This is a genomic window from Halomicrococcus pelagicus (assembly GCF_051917725.1).
Classification (GTDB): Archaea; Halobacteriota; Halobacteria; order Halobacteriales; family Haladaptataceae; genus Halomicrococcus.
The window spans coordinates 84,260-99,401 of sequence record NZ_JBQBLX010000003.1 but is presented as its reverse complement, the minus strand read 5'-3'; the positions used below and the strand labels follow the sequence as shown (position 1 = coordinate 99,401).

Sequence of the window (15,142 nt, the reverse complement as noted above, 5' to 3'; positions counted from 1 at the left end):
GTACACGCGTCCATGAGCGACGAGACGGACCACTCAGACCACGACTGGCCGGTTCTCGAATCGCGGGTCGAGTACGAGACGGGCTGGTACACCGGCGGCTACGACCTCGTCGAACAGCCGGACGGCTCGACGAAGAAGTACTACTGGGCGGAACTGCCGCCCGCGGTCGTCGTCCTCGCGCACGCCGCCGACGAGGTGGTGTTCGTCGAGCAGTACCGCCCCACCGTCCGGGAGACCTGCCTGGAGTGCCCCGCCGGCATCGTCGAGGACGGGGAGTCCTACACGGAGGCGGCCCGGCGCGAACTCCGGGAGGAGACGGGGTTCGACGCGGACGGTCTCGCGCTGCTGGAGCGCTTCGACGTGGCGACCGGCGTGTTGCGCCACGAGCGCGGCATCGTCTACGCCGAGGGGCTGACGCCCGTCGAGCGCGACCTGGACGACAACGAGTTCCTCTCGGTCCGCACGCTACCGGTCGACGAGGCGCTTTCGGCCGCGCGCGAGCCCCCGACGAACGACGCCACCATCGAGGCGCTGTTGCTCGCCCGCGAGGAGGGGCTGCTGTGAACCGGGAGGAACCGCCCGGCGGCCGGACGTTCGCGCCGACACTGCCGGCGTCCGGGGAACGCGACCGCGAGAGGCCGGAACCGACTTGGGCCACGCGCGGACGGGAGTCGGCATGACCGACGACCAGCGGGAGGCGGAGTGGCCGGTCCACGACTCGACGGTCACCTGGGAGACCGAGTACTTCGACGCGGGCTACGACCGCGTCGAGCGACCGGGCGGCGAGCGCGCGAACTACTACTGGCTCTCGCCCGACGACTCCGTCTCCATCGTCGCGGTCCACGAGGGCGCGGTGGTGATGGTCGAACAGTACCGGCCGCGCCAGCGCGAGCGGTTCCGGTCCTGTCCGGTCGGTGCCGTCGACCCGGGCGAGTCCTTCGAGGAAGCGGGCCGGCGCGAACTCCGGGAGGAGACGGGCTACCGCGCTGCCGACGTCGAACTGCTCCAGCGCTACTACTCGGAGGGCTGGCTCCGCAAGGAGCGCGGCGTCGTCTTCGCCGATGGACTGACGCCGGGCGAGCAGGACACCGACGAGGGCGAGTTCGTCGACGTCGTCACGGTGCCGGTAGACGAGGCCATCGAGACGGCCCGCGGGGAACCGGCGAACGGGTGGACGCTCACGCCGCTGCTGCTCGCCCGCGAGGAGGACCTGCTCTAGCGCCTGCCCTTACAGACCGCCCGGAGCATCGGCGCGCGGCGACCGGCCGTCTCGTCGTCGCGCTCCTCCCGCTCCTCGTCGCCCGGGAACGCCATGTGGGTTGGTACCTTGCTACCCATATCGAGTACGGAGATACGGGCGCGAGCCACTAAAACGTTCTCCGGGCTCCGCCGACTCACCCGAGGCTGGCGAGGCGGTCGAGCGCGTAGACGGCCCGGAGCACGTCGCCGGCCTTGCCCCGGTCGAAGATGAGTTCGTCCGTCCGGATGACGTGGTCGAGCACGTCGCGGGAGGCGTGTTCCGGCGCGGCCGCGATGCCGGCGTCGTGCTCCGCCACCCACTCCATGACCCGGAGGTCGCTCTTGCTGTCGCCCATCACGAGCGCGAAGGGGTCGTCGACGCCCAGCACCTCCAGCGCGGCCTCCACGCCGACCACCTTGTTCAGTTCCAGACTACCGATCTCTGCGGCGTCGCCCTCGTAGTACGCCACGTCGACGCGCTCGAAGGTGGATCGGACGTCCTCGGGCACGTCCGCCGGGTCGCAGTCCGCGGTGTCGCCCCGGCTCTCCAGGACGCCCCGTATCTCGGGGTCCTCGGCGGCGTAGTGGGCGCGCGCCCAGTCGGGGCCGGCCGTCGCTTCCTCGCCGGCGACCGTCTCGCCGAGCAAGTTGAGCATGTGGACGAGCGCGTCGTCGATGACCGCCACCGCGTCCGGACTGCCGGTCTCGAAGTTCGGCTTCATGGTCACGTTGAACTCGTTGCCCTGGAGGTGGGTACACCGGCGCAACTCGTCCGGGGCGTCGGAGAGCACGCGCGACCGTATCTCGTCGAAGGTGTCGCGAATCTCCTCGTCCAGGTCCTCGTACAGCAGACGCTTCGTGTCCGCGCCGTGACCGGGCGTGAAGACGCCCGTCCCGGCCTCGTAGACGATGCTCACGTCGCCGGAGTGGACCAGCTCGTTGCCCAGTCCCTGGATGGCGAAGCCCTTGACGTTCTCCAGGGTCTGGCCGGTGCAGACGACGATGGGGACGCCGCGCTCGTGGAACTCCGTGAGCAGGTGCAGCGTCTCCCGTGGTATCTCGTTGTCCGTCCCGCCGGCGGAGCGCAGCGTCTCGTCCACGTCGAGCACCAGCGCGTTCACCGGGCGCTCGTGGGAGTTGTACAGGTCGAGCGCCGTGAACGCCTGGTCGCGGGTCGCGTGCGCGGCCACGTCGGCGTACGTCTCGCCCGCGTCGAAGGCGTCCCGGATGGCGTCTTTCCGTTCCTCCATGTCGTCGCTGGCCGACTGCCAGTGGTCGAGCGCGACCCGCGAGTCGACGGGCGGGAACAGGTCCACGAAGTCCTTGTAGGCTCGCAGCGTGTCCGTGTCGAACTCGTCGTAGAGGCGGAAGAGCGCGTCGTACCGTTCCATGGCGGTAGTGGGTCGCTCTCGGGGATAAAGCTCGGGGGCCGTCACAGTTTCCGCCCCCGCCATCACAATCGTCTTCTTCGCGGGTGGCGTGCTTCAAACCGAGATGTCGTCGTTGCTGGAGACGGACCGGCGAGTGCTCGCGCTGGCGCTGGCCCGGATGGCCGACGTGGTCGGCAACTCCTTCCTCATCGTCGTCCTCCCGGTGTCCATCGCCGAGGGAGCCGTCTCGGGGTCGGCGTTCGGCCTCACGCAGACGATGGTCACCGGCGTCGTCCTCTCGCTGTTCGGCTTCCTCAACAGCTTCACGCAGCCGTTCGCGTGCCGGCTCTCAGACCGGACGGGCAAGCGCAAGGCGTTCATCCTCTTCGGCCTCGCCGTTCTCGTCGTGACGAACGTCGCCTACGCGTTCGCGGGGACGTACCTCTCGCTCACCGTCGTTCGCGCCCTCCAGGGCGTCGGCGTCGCGTTCACCATCCCCTGCACCATCGCGCTGGTGAACGAACTCGCGACGACAGACACCAGGGCGGCAACATGGGCGTCTTCGACACGTTTCGCCTGCTCGGCTTCGGCACGGGGCCCATCGCCGCCGGGTCTGTGGTGGAACTCGGGCCGTACTCGCTCGGCGGCTTCGCCGTCAGCGGGTTCGAAGCCGCGTTCTACGTGGCGGCGGTCGGCGCGCTCGTCAGCTACCTGCTCGTACACCCTCCTCGTCAGCGACCCCGAGCGCACGGAGGCGAGCGCGGGCGAGGACCTCTCCGTCTCGCTGCGACGGTCGACGGACGGTCCGTCGCTCACCGCCCGGTTCAGACCGCGACTTCGAGAACCGGGGTGTCGCACGCCCGGCAGGTGAGCGTGACGACCTCGGCAGTTCGACAACACGACTCCACCGTCTCCTCCGCTAACGCGAGTTCGCCGTCGCAGTTCGGACATCGTTCCAGGAACACCCGCACCGCGTGGAGGAGTTGCCCCCGGTCACCGAGGTCCCACGCGTCCCACCGAGGGAGTCGCTCGCGGAGCAACGGGCCAGCAGCCACGTCGGCGACCAGCGCTGCCTCCGAGGGCCAGACGGCGACCGGCGTCCCGTCCCGAAGCACCGTGGCCGCGGGTTCGTCGATTCGAACGTCGAGTGCATCGGGGTCGACGTCCTCGGCTGTGCCGAGCAGCCGAGCGAGGGAGGGGTCGTACTCGCTTTCGCGGACGGCGGTAACGCGTTCGCGCCATTCGTTCCGGAACTCGTCGGTGAGTCGGAGATCCGTGCCGTCGGGTGTGAATTCGAGTACGTCCGCGTCGCGGAGTATCGGTTCGGAGTCGATCGCTGCCCCTTCGTCCGGCGCTCCGATGAGCGTGACGTCGGTCCGGTTCGGGGCCTTGTCGAACCACCGGAGGACGCGATCCGGGAAGAAGCGTTCGGTCAACTCCGGCGTCCCCGGCACGAGGTAGCCCCGCAGGTAGATGGCGGCGAGGCAGAGGCCGAGTGCAACCGGGGCCAGCAGCGGTGCGAAGAGTGCGACGACGGTGCTGATACCGAGTGCGATAGCCACGTTCACGACGGTACACGGCGTACAACGGTTCTCGCCGGTGTACTCGGGCCGGCGAAGGTCGGACAGGACGGATCGAGCGCCCGTTCTCATGGGAGCCTCCACGGTCAGTTCACGTTTTGTTATTGGCCGTGCTACCGGTGGTCAACGGACGGTAGTTCGAGAGCAATCGGCCGGAAAACGACCGGGCAGGCTCCGGGTTCCGTTTCAATCGCTCTTTCCCCGTCCTACGGCGTCCATCCAGAGGTTCCGTGTGGTCGATAGGAAGTCAAATCTTGTGGAACTCGAAGTTCGGATTCCACGGGTGCTTGTAGTTACGTCTGGCGCCGAGTAACCCTCGATACCGGGGCGGTAACTCGATTCGGTTTCGAATCACCGTCCGTAATCGACGCTACTCGAAGCCAACTAATCGCTTCCTCGCCAACGAAGGCGGGAAACGAACGTTCGACGCAGCTCACCGTCTCACGTACGGGACAAGAGGCGATTTACCGCTCTCGCTCCAGCGCGGCCCTCTGGTATCCTCAATTACTAATACTGCGTCAGTTAGTCCGGAATTAATAACAAAGTAGGGTGCCAGTGTTTGCTGCCCTGAGACGCGTTAGCTGAGAGCTAACCGTCTCGTCGAGAGAGGTGTGAAAGACATGACCGAAGACGAGACCACGATATCACGGCGTTCCGTCTTACAAGCCAGCGCCGCTGTCGCCGCGACTGGCGGCATAGCGGGAACGGCTGCCGCTGGCGGTAAAGGCGGCAAAGGCGGCAAAGGCGGTAAAGGTGGAAAAGGCCCGAAAAAGAAAGTGGCGCTCTGCCACTGCCCGCCGGGCAGAAAAGGGTACAACTGCAAGACGCTCTACTTGCCCAAGAAGGCGGCAAAGAAGCACAGGAAGAAGCATCCGTACGACCACTTCGGTAAGTGTTCGAAGAAGGAGAAGAAGAAAAAGAAGAAAAAGAAAAAGAAGAAGAAAAAGAAGGGTAAGAAGAAGAAAAAGAAGCATTACTAAGCGATCCTCTCGTTTTGCTTTTATGCGACGATGGTCGAGTCCAGCCGGCGATAGTTAGAGCGTCCGCGACGAGGCACGACGGAATCCCGAGAAGATGTCCGAACTGGACGAACGTGCATCGAACCGGAGAACCTTCTGTCCGAACTGGCGAGAGGGTCCTCGTCCGGGAACCTACGGACTCGGACGGGGGTGTCGCTGGTGAAGTCAGGTCCGTCTCTACCGACGGTTGCGGGGACGGGTCCGAACGAAGGGACTGTACTGCTAACTACCGTTACGTCCGGGGGCGACCGAACCGGTCGCTCGCCCACGGCACCGACGGCGTCAGTTCTCTCAGCCCGGTTCCCAGGACGTAGCCGACGGTCCCGAGGACGCCCCCGTAGAGGAGGGCCATCTCCAGGGGGAACGTGACCGCGTAGTGCGGCGCGACCGCCGACGCCCAGTGGTTGGTCGCCCAGCCGACCACCGGACCGCTGGCGAGGAGGATAGAGGGGACGAGTCCGGCGTCGACGGCCGCACCGAGCGCCGCCACGGCGACGATGGCCACGGCGGCGACCAGGAAGAGTTCGCTGACGCCACCCGCGTACGTCGGTAACGACCGTTCGATGCGAAGGTAGCTGTTGCGTGCGGCCACTTGCTGTGCGACGACCCCCGCGAGACCCACTGCGGCCACGGAGGCGCCGGCGGCGCGTTCGCCCCTCCCCACGAGGTTGGACCGCGCCGCCGACGCCACCCCCCGCAGACTCGATGCGTCGTCCTCCGCTTCCTGGAGGTCGTCCAGCACCTGCTCCGCGACGACGTCCGCGCCGTTCTCGTAGGCGGGCGCGTCCGGCGGCGACGAAACCGCGTCGAGAACGTCGAGCGGTTCGTCGGCCACGGCGAACCCGGCGGTGTCCGACCGGTCCAACATCTCGGCGACGGCCTCCTGTTCGCCCGTCGCCGGAACGACGACGCAGGGCGTCCCCGCGACCGCGGCGTCCATGACGGTCGAGTACCCCGAGCAGACTACGGCGTCCGCACCGCGGATGTAGGGGAGCAGCGACGGGACCGGCTCCCAGTCGTCGTCGCTCACGTCGAGAACGTCGTAGCCCCGGCGTTCGAGGAGGTCGGCGACGCGGTCTAGCTCCGAAAAGTAGCTCGGAACGAGCACGACGTCCGGGGCGTCGACCGCTTCCCCGTCGCCGCCGAGCGCGACCGGCGGGACGCGCGTCGCGTTCGCGGGGTCGATGTCGGAGGGGGACCAGACGGCCGGGTAGAAGAACTCCCGTGCCGTCGCGAGCTGGAACTTCGTGTGGAACGCGGCCCCGGTTCGTTCGAGGCGGTCCCGGTAGAGGCCGGGCGCGTCGTGTTTGACCACGTACAGCGGCGTGCCCGTGCGCTGGGCGGCCATCGCCGCGAACATGTCGTCGGTGACGAGGGCGTCCGGGTCGGTCTCGCGCAGCCACCCGACGTAGTCGGTCACCCGGTCGGCGCTCGCGGGGACGCTCTCCGAGACGACGCGGCCCAGCGACCCCTCCTGGTAGGTGTCGACGTAATCGACGACGGCGGGTTCGAACTCGTCGTAGCCGTTCAGCGCGACGAACTCCGTGCCCGCTCCACCGCCGGCCATCAGTACCTCGGCTCCGGACGCTTCGAGCGCGTTCGCGATGGCGACCATCCGCGTCGCGTGACCCGCGCCTTCCGGATAGTGAGCGACTGCGACTGTGGAGGGCATAGCGTTGGAATCTCCTTCGGATAGGCGTGCCCAGCGGAGCTAAATTAAATTTGTGCTACAGTTCTCGGGCGGATGCCGAGGAGACGGACTACTCGAACTCCGGTTCCCGGTCCTCGACGAACGCCGCCATCCCTTCGCGCTGGTCGTGCGTGCCGAACAGCGAACTCCAGAGCCGCCGCTCGTAGCGCAGTCCCGCCGTCTGGTCGCTCTCGTGGACCTGGTTCAGCGCCTCCTTCGCCGCCTCCAGCGCGAACGCGGGCTTCGCCGCGAGGTCGTCCGCCATCTCCGCGACGTAGTCGTCCAGCTGGTCGTGGGCGACGACGTCGCCGACCAGCCCCATCTCGTGGGCGTCCTGGGCGTCGACGCGCTCGCCGAAGAAGACCAGCCGGCGTGCGAGTTCGTCGCCGACCAGCCGCGAGAGGCGCTGGGTCCCGCCCCACCCGGGGACGATGCCGAGGTCGATTTCGGTCTGGCCGAGCACGGCGTCCTCGCTGGCGACCCGGAGGTCGCAGGCGAGCGCGAGTTCACAGCCCCCACCGAAGGCGTAGCCGTTGATGGCCGCGATGACGGGCGCGGGGAACGTCTCGATGGCGTCCGCCACCTCGTGGCCGAGTTCCGCGTACGCCTGGGCCTCCGCCGTCGAGAGGTCCTGCATGTAGCCGATGTCCGCACCGGCGACGAACGCGTCCTCGCCCGCGCCAGTCAGTACGAGCACGCGGGCGTCCGCCGCCTCGGCCTCCGCGAGCGCCTCCTTCAGCGACGTCAGCGTCTCGACGTTCATCGCGTTCAGTCGGTCCGGCCGGTCGACGGTGAGCGTGGCGACGCCGTCCTCGACGTCCAGTCGAATCGTGTCCGACTCTGGCATGGAGGGAGCGTCGTCCGGCGGCGAGGTAAGCGTTCTGGAGGTCGAGCGTCGACCGACGGACTCGCCGCTCACGGTTACTGCGAGAACGGAGAGAGAAGCGTAGACCGCGGGACGTCGGGGTGCCGCGTCAGCTGATGAACTTGTTGTCGCGCCAGTCGACGCCGCCGCCCGAGGAGTTCTCGTTGCTCGGGCCTTCGACGACCTCGATGGACGACGGGCGGTCCTCACCGTCGACGATGCGGGTCGCCTCCAGTTCGCCGTTGCGCTCGGCGATGGCGGTCAGCGTCCCCTTCTCGGCCTGTCGGGCGAGATTGCAGAGCACCTCGAACATGGGGTACTGGAGCGCGCTGTTCTGGAGCACCGTCTCGCGGTCGCCCTTGAACGCGGCCATCTCGACGAGTTCGCCCAGCGGCTCTTCCTCCTCCTCGACTTCGTCGCCCCACTGGGGCTTGTTGCGTCGCTCTTCTTCCTCTTCGGTGAACACTCGCGTCTCGTTCACGCTCGCCTTCAGCTGCGCCGTCGGCGTGTACTTGCTGATGCTCTCGTCGGTCGAGACGGCGCTGATGATGAGCGTGTTGTTCCGTCGCGTGATGTCGACGCTGTCTATCTCGCCGGGTAGCTTCGGGTCCTCCTCGAAGTAGTCGTAGACAGTTTCCAGCGGCAGTTCGAGCGTCGAGTGCAGTCGGTATACCTGACTCATTTGTTGTCGTGTGGTCCGTCTCCCATCGGCTGTTCACGGTACTGTACGCGTTCCGAACTTATAGGGTCTGTCCTTCCGGTCGCGCGCGCGGCGACCGGCCGTCCGACCCCCTCACGTTCGGAGCGTCTCGGCGAGGTCGCCGCGTTCGTCCATCTCCGCCAGCACGTCGCTCCCGCCGACGAACTCGCCGTTCACGAACGTCTGTGGAATCGTCTCCCAGCCGCTGTGGCGCTCCAGCGCCTCGCGGTACGCTTCGAGGTTGTCGAGCACGTCCACCGTCTCGAACTCCTCCTCGCGGTGCTTGCCGAGTAACTCGACCGCACGCCGCGAGTAGCCACACTGGGGCATCATCCGCGTCCCCTTCATGAAGAGGACCACGTCCTCGTCTTCGAGCAGCGTGTCGACGCGTTCGCGGACTTCCTCCGCGCTCAGTTGCTCGCCGGGCGTGAACGTCATACGGTTACGTTCGTCCCCCGTACGCAAAGAAGTTGCGACTCGTCAACCGCTGTCGACCGCGCTCGACGGCGCGTGAGACGGTGGTTCGGACGGCGGTGAGCCTCCTTCGAGACGGGCGACGCCGTCGACTACTCCTCGCTGCCGACGCCGATGACCTGGACGAGCGAGTAGACGGGGACGCCCTCGATGTCGTCGATGCCCTGCTTGTCCGCGAGCACGACGCAGGCGACCGGGTTACCGCCCTGCTCCTCGATGGCCTCGATGGTCTCGGTCATCGTCGTCCCGCTGGTGATGGTGTCGTCGACGACGTAGCAGTCGCGGTCGCGGATCTGGGCGAAGTTGCGCGAGAAGCTGCCGCCGTACTCGCCGTACTCCTCGATGTCGCCCTCCTCCCACTGGTGTTTCCGGGGGGCGTACGTCCCGAGGTCGGTGTCGAGCTCGCGCGCCACCGTCGTCGCCAGTGGCGCGCCGGCTTTCTCGATGCCGATGGTGAGGTCGACGTCCTCGCCGTGTTTCGACAGCAGGTCGGCCATCGCCGCGCCGACGTGCCCGAGGCGAGCGCTGTCCCGACCGACCGCGCTCCAGTCGACGTGGATGTCGTGCGGACCGCCCGACGGTTCGGGGGTCGTGGCCGCCGTCCCGCTGCGTTCGACCAGCCAGCTCGCCGTCTCGCGCGAGACGTTCAGTTCGTCGGCTATCTCTCCTTTCGAGAGGCCGCGCTCGGTCAGTTCCGCCGCACTTTCGATGAGGTCGTCTACGTTCTTCATTGAGTGTGGAATTTAACCGCCGTCTTTATTGTCGTTTCGTCGTCCTCGAACGCCTGTTCGAACTCCGACACGTCGTACGAGCCGGTGACGAGGTCGTCGAGTAGCCAGGCCGGCATGTCCGACAGCGTCTCCGTGGCGGCCTCGAAGTGGCGGCGTCCGGAGTTGACGCTGCCGACGAGCGCCTTGTTCGTCATCACGAGTTCCCGGTGGAGGTCGCCGCCGTCGACCTCGAACGTCCACGAATCGGGGACGCCCAGGAGCGCGGCGACGCCGTTCGGCGCGAGCGCTCCGACCGACTCGAAGGCGTGTTTCGCGTAGCCCGTCGCCTCGTAGACGAGGTCCATCGGTTCGTGGACGTCCGGAATCTCGGGGACCGGCGTCTGCCGCGAGTCGACGTACGTCGCGCCGAGGTCCTCGATGACGTCGATGGTCGGGTCGGGACGGTCGCGCCGCCCGAGACAGTAGATGCGCTCGAAGCGGTCGTCGAGCATGGCGAGGGTGAGCAGTCCGAGGCTGCCGTTGCCGAGCACGATGGCCGACTCGGGCCGCCAGTCGAACGCCGACCGCGAGGCCTCGGCGAGTTCCAGCGCCTTCTCGGAGATGCTCACCGGTTCGACGAGGAAGCCCCACTTCGCGAGCGAGTCGGGTATCGTGACGAGATACTCGGTCGGGCTGGTGAAGTACTCGCTCATGAACCCGTGCGCGCCGGAGATGCCGCGCTCGACGGTCTCGTCCGGCGGAGCCATGTCGGGCTGGCCGCGCTCGAACCACTCCGTCGGCCCGTCTGAGGGCGGTCGCCGGACCGTGGGAACGACGAGGTCGCCCTCGCGGAGGTCCGTGCCGTTCGGGTCGGCGACGACGCCGACGGCCTCGTGTCCGAGGACGAGGTGGTCGTCGTCCGGCGGCAGTTCGCCGTGGCGACCGGCGATGACCTCGTGGTCGGTGCCGTCGACGCCGACGCGAAGCGTCCGCACCAGTGCCTCCCCGGGGTCCGGGTCGGGCCGCGGTTTCTCTATCAGTTCGGGGGCCGTCTCGCCCCGTCGGAGTGCGACTGCTTCCATACGTCCCCCTCGTCTCCGCGAGGGCAAAAGATTTATTCTTTTTCGAGTAAATAGTTCGAATGCAGCGGATGGTCGCCTTCCGTCCGCAGCGTCGGCGCTCACGTCGACCCGAACGCCTGTCAGAACCGCCGTCTCGACCATCCGCTCCGCCTGTCCTCTCGTCTACCGCTACGCCCCGGACTCCATCGCTCTCCGTCCTATCGCTACTTCACCACGGCGTCTCGCCATCCATCGCCGCTCTCCTCCATCGCCCCGTCCGCACGCTCACCGGTCGACGGACGGACAGATTCACGTTCCGAGCGGTCGTACGTGACCTATGGTAACGCTGTTCACCGCGATGCGGGCGGCGCTGCTGGTCGCCGAACGCGACGACCGTGGGACGTGGACGGCCCGGCAGCGACTCGACGGCGACGGGGTCGAACCGGAGTGCGTCGCCGCCACGGGGTCGACGGTCTTCTGTGGCACCTTCGACGACGGACTGTATCGGTCGACGGACGGCGGCGAGTCGTTCGAGCGCGTCGGCGAGGAGACGGTCGGCGAACGGGTGACGTCGCTTTCGGTCGGCCCGGACGGGACGGTCTGGGCCGGCACGGAACCCAGTGCGGTCTACCGCTCCGGCGACGACGGGGAGACCTGGACGGAGAAGGAGGGGCTGACCGACCTGCCGTCGGCGTCGGAGTGGTCGTTCCCGCCGCGGCCCCACACCCACCACGTCCGGTGGATAGAGCCGACTCCCGACGACCCCGACCACCTCTACGTCGGCATCGAGGCCGGTGGCCTGGTCCAGACGCGCGACGGCGGCGAGACCTGGGAGGACCGCGTCCCGGGCGCGCGCCGGGACAACCACTCGCTGACGACCCACCCCGACGTCCCGGAGCGCGCGTGGGCGGCGGCAGGCGACGGGTACGCCGAGACCGACGACGGCGGCGCGACCTGGGACCACCCCCAGGACGGACTGGGCCACCGCTACTGCTGGAGCGTCGCCGTCGACCCCGGCGACCCCGACACCGTCCTCCTGTCGAGCGCCAGCGGACCTCGTTCGGCGCACAACGCCGACGCCGCCGAATCGTACGTCTACCGGAAACGGGACGAGGAGTGGGCGCGCCTCGACGGCCTGCCGACCGGCGAGGGGGTGCTCCGGGCCGTGCTCGCGGCGGGGTCGGACGCGGGCGAGGCGTACGCCGCGAACAATCGCGGTCTGTTCCGAACCGGCGACGCCGGGACGACGTGGTCGCGGCTGTCGGTCGACTGGCCCGCGGCGTTCGAGAGCCGGACGGTCCGCGGACTGGCCGTCGTCGACTGACGAGCGGAAAAGGAACCCTCGATGGGGTCGGTTAGCTTCCCGTCAGCGTCACGTCTTCGAGGTGGACGCCCACGTTCTCGACCACTATCGTCGTCCGGCCGAACTCGTACGTCTCGCCGTCGACGGTTATCGTCACGCCGTCTATCGTGGTCTTCGATTTCTCGACGGTGAACGCCTGGTCCTCGACGGTCGCGCTCGGAAGGCCCTCCCCCGAGATGGTCGTGTCCGAGACGGTGACCGTCGCGTCGTTGATGGTGATGTGCTGGCTACCGATTCTGGTCGTATCCCCGCCCCCGCCGGCCGTCGCCGTGGCGACGCCGCCGCCGAGCAGAAGCGCGCAGGCGAGTGCGGTCACGAGAAGTCGTCGCGTCGTTCGCATGGCGTCCCGGCGTTCGACCGGGGCCGGAAAAAGGACGGGTGTCGGTTCAGTGGCGTTCACGCCGAATCTGCGTCGGCTTACGCCGGACAGTCGGGGCCTGAACGCCGTCGACCGGCGACCGACCGGTCGTCGACCGGGTTAAGCCGGCCCTGACCGCGTCGACCGGCTCACTCGGCGGCGATGACGTCGTCGATGCGGACGATCATCGTCGCGGACTCGGTCGCGCTCTCGACGGCCTCGCGCTTGACGGCGGCCGGGTCGAGCACGCCCTTCTCGACGGGGTCGGCGATCTCGCCCGTCTCGCCGGTCGAGATGACGCCGGCGCGGCCCTCCTCGTCGTCGTTGGCGGCGCGCAGGTCCACCAGCGCGTCGATGGGGTCCATGCCGGTGTTCTCCGCGAGCGTGCGGGGCAGCACCTCGACGGCGTCGGCGAACGCCTCGACGGCGAGCTGCTTGCGGCCCTCGATGCCGGCGGCCTCGTCGCGGATGCGCGAGGCGAGGTTTATCTCGGTCGCGCCCGCGCCGGGGACGACGCCGCCCGTGTCGACGGCGGCGGTGACGACGTCCAGCGCGTCCTCGAGGGCGCGTTCGAGTTCGTCGATGACGTGTTCGGTGCCGCCGCGGACGAAGACGGTGACGGTCTGGGCCTCCGCGCCGCCCTCGACGAACACGCGGTCGTCGTCGTCGTACTTCTCCACGCGGACGCTGTCGGCGTGACCGAGTTCGTCGTCCTCTATCTCGTCCGGCTTGCTGGTGCGCTGGCCGCCGGTCGTCTGCGCGATGGTGGTCGTCGTCTCGTCGTCGACGTCCTCGAACGCGAGGATACCGTTCTCGGCGAGATACGCCGCGGTGCGGTCGTCGATGGAGGAGTGCGAGAAGACGACGTCGACGCCGGCCTCGTCGATGGCGTCGGCGAGTTCGCGGAGCTGACGGTCCTCGGCGTCCATCGCGGCCGTGAGCTGGTCGACGTCCTCGACCGTGTACTCCGCGTCGACCTCCGTCTCGCGGACGCCGAAGGTGCCGTCGGTCGCGAGGACCGTGGCGTCCTCGACCGAGCGCGGCATGTTCTTGTGTGCCGGCTCGGCGTCCTCGACGAGGCCCTCGACCAGTTCCGTCGCGCTGGAACTCGCGCCGACCTGCGTGTGGACGCGCACGGCGTCGCGGTCGACGCCGTCCTCGCGCTCTGCGCGGCGGATGGCGTCGACGACAACCTCGGCGAGGCGCTCGGTCGTCACGTCGCCGGTGCCCTTGCCCGTCATGCTGGACTCGGCGACCTGCTGGAGGAGGTCGTCGTCGACGTCGCCCTCCAGGGTGAGGTCGTCGACGACGTCCATGGCGATGCCGCGGGCCTGGGCGTACCCCTCGACGATGGTCGTCGGGTGTACGTCCTGTTCGAGGAGGTCCTCGGCCTTCGCGAGCAGTTCGCCGGCGAGCACGGCCGCGGTCGTCGTACCGTCGCCGACCTCTTCCTCCTGGGTCTCGGCGACCTCGACGATCATCTGAGCGGCGGGGTGCTCGATGTCCATCGTGTTCAGGATGGTCGCCCCGTCGTTCGTGATCGTCACGTCGCCGTCGTCGGTGACGAGCATCTTGTCCATCCCGCGGGGGCCGAGCGTCGTGCGTACCGATTCGCTGACGGCTTTCCCCGCCGATATGTTCGACGACTGGGCGTCCTCGCCCTGCGTTCGCTGGCTGTCCTCGCTGAGGATGAACATCGGTCGTCCACCTCGTCCCATGCGCCGCTGTCCCTGACCTGATCCTGACATCGTGTTAAACGATGTTTGATATTCTATATATATCTTTCCATCCAGCTGCTCCCTGTCACGCCGAGTCACACGTCTTCTAACCGATAACTACAAACGGGGATACGGTAGAAAGACGAGTCGATGCTGGAACTGGAGCACCGCTTTCGCGTCGTCGACGTTCACTCCCGACTCACGCTCGACGATGCGGTGACGGCGCGCGGGCGAGCCATCTCGCCCGAGAAACTGGAGCGCGAGATGCACCAGGCGGGCGTCGTCGCGGCCGTCGTCTTCGCCGGCCCGCGAGAGGGGAAGAGCTACCTGAAAGCGAACAACGCCGTCGCCCGGCGGAGCGTCGACCGACCGTTCGTCGCGTTCGCCCGCATCGACGGTCCGCGGGACCCGACCGGCAGCGCGACCGCCCGCCTCCGGAACCTCGGCGCGCGTCGCAAGGACCACCACACCTCGCCGGAGGACGTCGAACAGTACGCCTACGACGACCGCTTCCACGGGTTCAAACTCGACCCCGTCTCCGACGGCCTCCCGACCGACGACGTGCTCGACCGACTGGAGGACGTCGACCTCCCCGTGCTCGTCCGCGCGGGACGGGGCTTCCCGCCCGCGTCGGCCGCCGAGACGCTGCTCGACCGGTCGTTCCCCGTGGTCCTCTCGCACTTCGGCGGCTTCCCCCTCGACCGCGACCTGATGGACGACGCCATCGACCTGCTGGCCGACAACGACGACTGCTACCTCGACACGAGTTTCGTCCGCTACCGCGAACCGCTGGAACGGGCCGTCATGGAACATCCCGACCGCGTGCTGTTCGGCAGCGGCGCGCCCAGCGCCCACCCGAACGTCGCCGTCATGGAGGTCCTCACCCTGGACGTGCCCGAGGACGCGATGCGGAAGGTGTTCTCCAGGAACCCCTCCCGGGTCGTCGACGGCCTCGCTCCCGAGAACTAGGACTCCGTTTCGACGCTCGCGGCTGT

Annotated in this window: 16 protein-coding genes and 1 pseudogene; 6 read left to right on the top strand and 11 right to left on the bottom strand. The window is 68.0% G+C overall.

Features of this window, described 5'->3' with window-relative positions:
- Positions 1-12 precede the first annotated feature (12 nt).
- Positions 13-564, top strand: a complete 552-nt coding sequence (locus ACTF4R_RS09770; protein WP_440007661.1) for an NUDIX hydrolase — start codon at positions 13-15, stop codon at positions 562-564.
- Positions 565-676: 112 nt separating this feature from the next.
- On the top strand, positions 677-1,219 hold the full coding sequence (locus ACTF4R_RS09765) for an NUDIX hydrolase (RefSeq protein ID WP_440007660.1): 543 nt from the start codon (positions 677-679) through the stop codon (positions 1,217-1,219).
- On the opposite strand, the gene ACTF4R_RS09760 is transcribed toward ACTF4R_RS09765, so the two are convergent.
- Positions 1,216-1,338 carry a hypothetical protein gene (locus ACTF4R_RS09760; RefSeq protein ID WP_440007659.1) on the bottom strand — a complete coding sequence of 41 codons (123 nt, stop codon included), beginning with the start codon at positions 1,336-1,338 and terminating at the stop codon, positions 1,216-1,218. The two genes, ACTF4R_RS09765 and ACTF4R_RS09760, sit on opposite strands and share 4 nt — an antisense overlap.
- A 56-nt stretch (positions 1,339-1,394) precedes the next feature.
- On the bottom strand, positions 1,395-2,630 hold the full coding sequence (locus ACTF4R_RS09755; RefSeq protein WP_440007658.1) for an HAD family hydrolase: 1,236 nt from the start codon (positions 2,628-2,630) through the stop codon (positions 1,395-1,397).
- Between the two features lie 103 nt (positions 2,631-2,733).
- On the opposite strand from ACTF4R_RS09755, the pseudogene ACTF4R_RS09750 reads away from it, so the two are divergent.
- Positions 2,734-3,399 (top strand): annotated as a pseudogene (locus tag ACTF4R_RS09750) (MFS transporter); the annotation flags it as partial.
- Positions 3,400-3,433: 34 nt separating this feature from the next.
- Here the strand turns inward: ACTF4R_RS09750 and ACTF4R_RS09745 are convergent.
- Complete coding sequence (locus ACTF4R_RS09745) at positions 3,434-4,261, bottom strand: DUF8054 domain-containing protein (protein WP_440007657.1); 828 nt, start codon at positions 4,259-4,261, stop codon at positions 3,434-3,436.
- A gap of 548 nt (positions 4,262-4,809) precedes the next feature.
- Between ACTF4R_RS09745 and ACTF4R_RS09740 the strand changes: the two genes are divergently transcribed.
- Positions 4,810-5,169, top strand: coding sequence for a hypothetical protein (locus ACTF4R_RS09740; RefSeq protein WP_440007656.1), 360 nt, complete (start codon positions 4,810-4,812; stop codon positions 5,167-5,169).
- Positions 5,170-5,440: 271 nt separating this feature from the next.
- Here the strand turns inward: ACTF4R_RS09740 and ACTF4R_RS09735 are convergent, their stop codons facing one another.
- From ACTF4R_RS09735 to ACTF4R_RS09710, 6 genes are all read right to left on the bottom strand, one after another.
- Entirely contained in the window at positions 5,441-6,880 is a 1,440-nt protein-coding gene (locus tag ACTF4R_RS09735; RefSeq protein ID WP_440007655.1) for a glycosyltransferase, read from the bottom strand.
- An 88-nt stretch (positions 6,881-6,968) separates the two neighbouring features.
- Positions 6,969-7,745 carry an enoyl-CoA hydratase/isomerase family protein gene (locus ACTF4R_RS09730; RefSeq protein WP_440007654.1) on the bottom strand — a complete coding sequence of 259 codons (777 nt, stop codon included), beginning with the start codon at positions 7,743-7,745 and terminating at the stop codon, positions 6,969-6,971.
- A gap of 127 nt (positions 7,746-7,872) precedes the next feature.
- Positions 7,873-8,445, bottom strand: coding sequence for a DUF7110 family protein (locus tag ACTF4R_RS09725; RefSeq protein WP_113277087.1), 573 nt, complete (start codon positions 8,443-8,445; stop codon positions 7,873-7,875).
- A 111-nt stretch (positions 8,446-8,556) separates the two neighbouring features.
- The gene (locus ACTF4R_RS09720) at positions 8,557-8,901 is read right to left on the bottom strand and encodes a glutaredoxin family protein (protein ID WP_113277088.1); all 345 of its coding nucleotides are present in this window, start codon (positions 8,899-8,901) and stop codon (positions 8,557-8,559) included.
- Positions 8,902-9,029: 128 nt separating this feature from the next.
- A complete protein-coding gene (gene gfcR / locus ACTF4R_RS09715; protein ID WP_433624911.1) occupies positions 9,030-9,668 on the bottom strand; it encodes a transcriptional regulator GfcR in 639 nt (212 codons plus the stop codon).
- Positions 9,665-10,729 carry a glucose 1-dehydrogenase gene (locus tag ACTF4R_RS09710; RefSeq protein ID WP_440007653.1) on the bottom strand — a complete coding sequence of 355 codons (1,065 nt, stop codon included), beginning with the start codon at positions 10,727-10,729 and terminating at the stop codon, positions 9,665-9,667. The genes gfcR and ACTF4R_RS09710 overlap by 4 nt, the downstream gene beginning before the upstream one ends.
- 316 nt (positions 10,730-11,045) lie before the next feature.
- Here ACTF4R_RS09710 and ACTF4R_RS09705 point away from each other — a divergent pair, with 316 nt between their 5' ends.
- Positions 11,046-12,032, top strand: a complete 987-nt coding sequence (locus tag ACTF4R_RS09705) for a WD40/YVTN/BNR-like repeat-containing protein (RefSeq protein WP_440007652.1) — start codon at positions 11,046-11,048, stop codon at positions 12,030-12,032.
- A gap of 31 nt (positions 12,033-12,063) precedes the next feature.
- Here ACTF4R_RS09705 and ACTF4R_RS09700 read toward each other — a convergent pair whose 3' ends face one another.
- Both ACTF4R_RS09700 and thsA read right to left on the bottom strand, forming a co-directional pair.
- Positions 12,064-12,411: a right-handed parallel beta-helix repeat-containing protein gene (locus tag ACTF4R_RS09700; protein ID WP_440007651.1), complete on the bottom strand. Its 348-nt coding sequence runs from the start codon at positions 12,409-12,411 to the stop codon at positions 12,064-12,066.
- A gap of 167 nt (positions 12,412-12,578) precedes the next feature.
- A complete protein-coding gene (gene thsA, locus ACTF4R_RS09695; RefSeq protein ID WP_440007650.1) occupies positions 12,579-14,177 on the bottom strand; it encodes a thermosome subunit alpha in 1,599 nt (532 codons plus the stop codon).
- A 120-nt stretch (positions 14,178-14,297) separates the two neighbouring features.
- On the opposite strand from thsA, the gene ACTF4R_RS09690 reads away from it, so the two are divergent.
- On the top strand, positions 14,298-15,116 hold the full coding sequence (locus ACTF4R_RS09690; RefSeq protein WP_440007649.1) for an amidohydrolase family protein: 819 nt from the start codon (positions 14,298-14,300) through the stop codon (positions 15,114-15,116).
- Positions 15,117-15,142: the final 26 nt, after the last annotated feature.

Coding starts and splice junctions, on each gene's coding strand:
- ACTF4R_RS09770 (WP_440007661.1), top strand. CDS start 13: ATGAGCGACGAGACGGACCACTCAGACCACGACTGGCCGGTTCTCGAA.
- ACTF4R_RS09765 (WP_440007660.1), top strand. CDS start 677: ATGACCGACGACCAGCGGGAGGCGGAGTGGCCGGTCCACGACTCGACG.
- ACTF4R_RS09760 (WP_440007659.1), bottom strand. CDS start 1,338: ATGGGTAGCAAGGTACCAACCCACATGGCGTTCCCGGGCGACGAGGAG.
- ACTF4R_RS09755 (WP_440007658.1), bottom strand. CDS start 2,630: ATGGAACGGTACGACGCGCTCTTCCGCCTCTACGACGAGTTCGACACG.
- ACTF4R_RS09745 (WP_440007657.1), bottom strand. CDS start 4,261: ATGAGAACGGGCGCTCGATCCGTCCTGTCCGACCTTCGCCGGCCCGAG.
- ACTF4R_RS09740 (WP_440007656.1), top strand. CDS start 4,810: ATGACCGAAGACGAGACCACGATATCACGGCGTTCCGTCTTACAAGCC.
- ACTF4R_RS09735 (WP_440007655.1), bottom strand. CDS start 6,880: ATGCCCTCCACAGTCGCAGTCGCTCACTATCCGGAAGGCGCGGGTCAC.
- ACTF4R_RS09730 (WP_440007654.1), bottom strand. CDS start 7,745: ATGCCAGAGTCGGACACGATTCGACTGGACGTCGAGGACGGCGTCGCC.
- ACTF4R_RS09725 (WP_113277087.1), bottom strand. CDS start 8,445: ATGAGTCAGGTATACCGACTGCACTCGACGCTCGAACTGCCGCTGGAA.
- ACTF4R_RS09720 (WP_113277088.1), bottom strand. CDS start 8,901: ATGACGTTCACGCCCGGCGAGCAACTGAGCGCGGAGGAAGTCCGCGAA.
- gfcR (WP_433624911.1), bottom strand. CDS start 9,668: ATGAAGAACGTAGACGACCTCATCGAAAGTGCGGCGGAACTGACCGAG.
- ACTF4R_RS09710 (WP_440007653.1), bottom strand. CDS start 10,729: ATGGAAGCAGTCGCACTCCGACGGGGCGAGACGGCCCCCGAACTGATA.
- ACTF4R_RS09705 (WP_440007652.1), top strand. CDS start 11,046: ATGGTAACGCTGTTCACCGCGATGCGGGCGGCGCTGCTGGTCGCCGAA.
- ACTF4R_RS09700 (WP_440007651.1), bottom strand. CDS start 12,411: ATGCGAACGACGCGACGACTTCTCGTGACCGCACTCGCCTGCGCGCTT.
- thsA (WP_440007650.1), bottom strand. CDS start 14,177: ATGTCAGGATCAGGTCAGGGACAGCGGCGCATGGGACGAGGTGGACGA.
- ACTF4R_RS09690 (WP_440007649.1), top strand. CDS start 14,298: ATGCTGGAACTGGAGCACCGCTTTCGCGTCGTCGACGTTCACTCCCGA.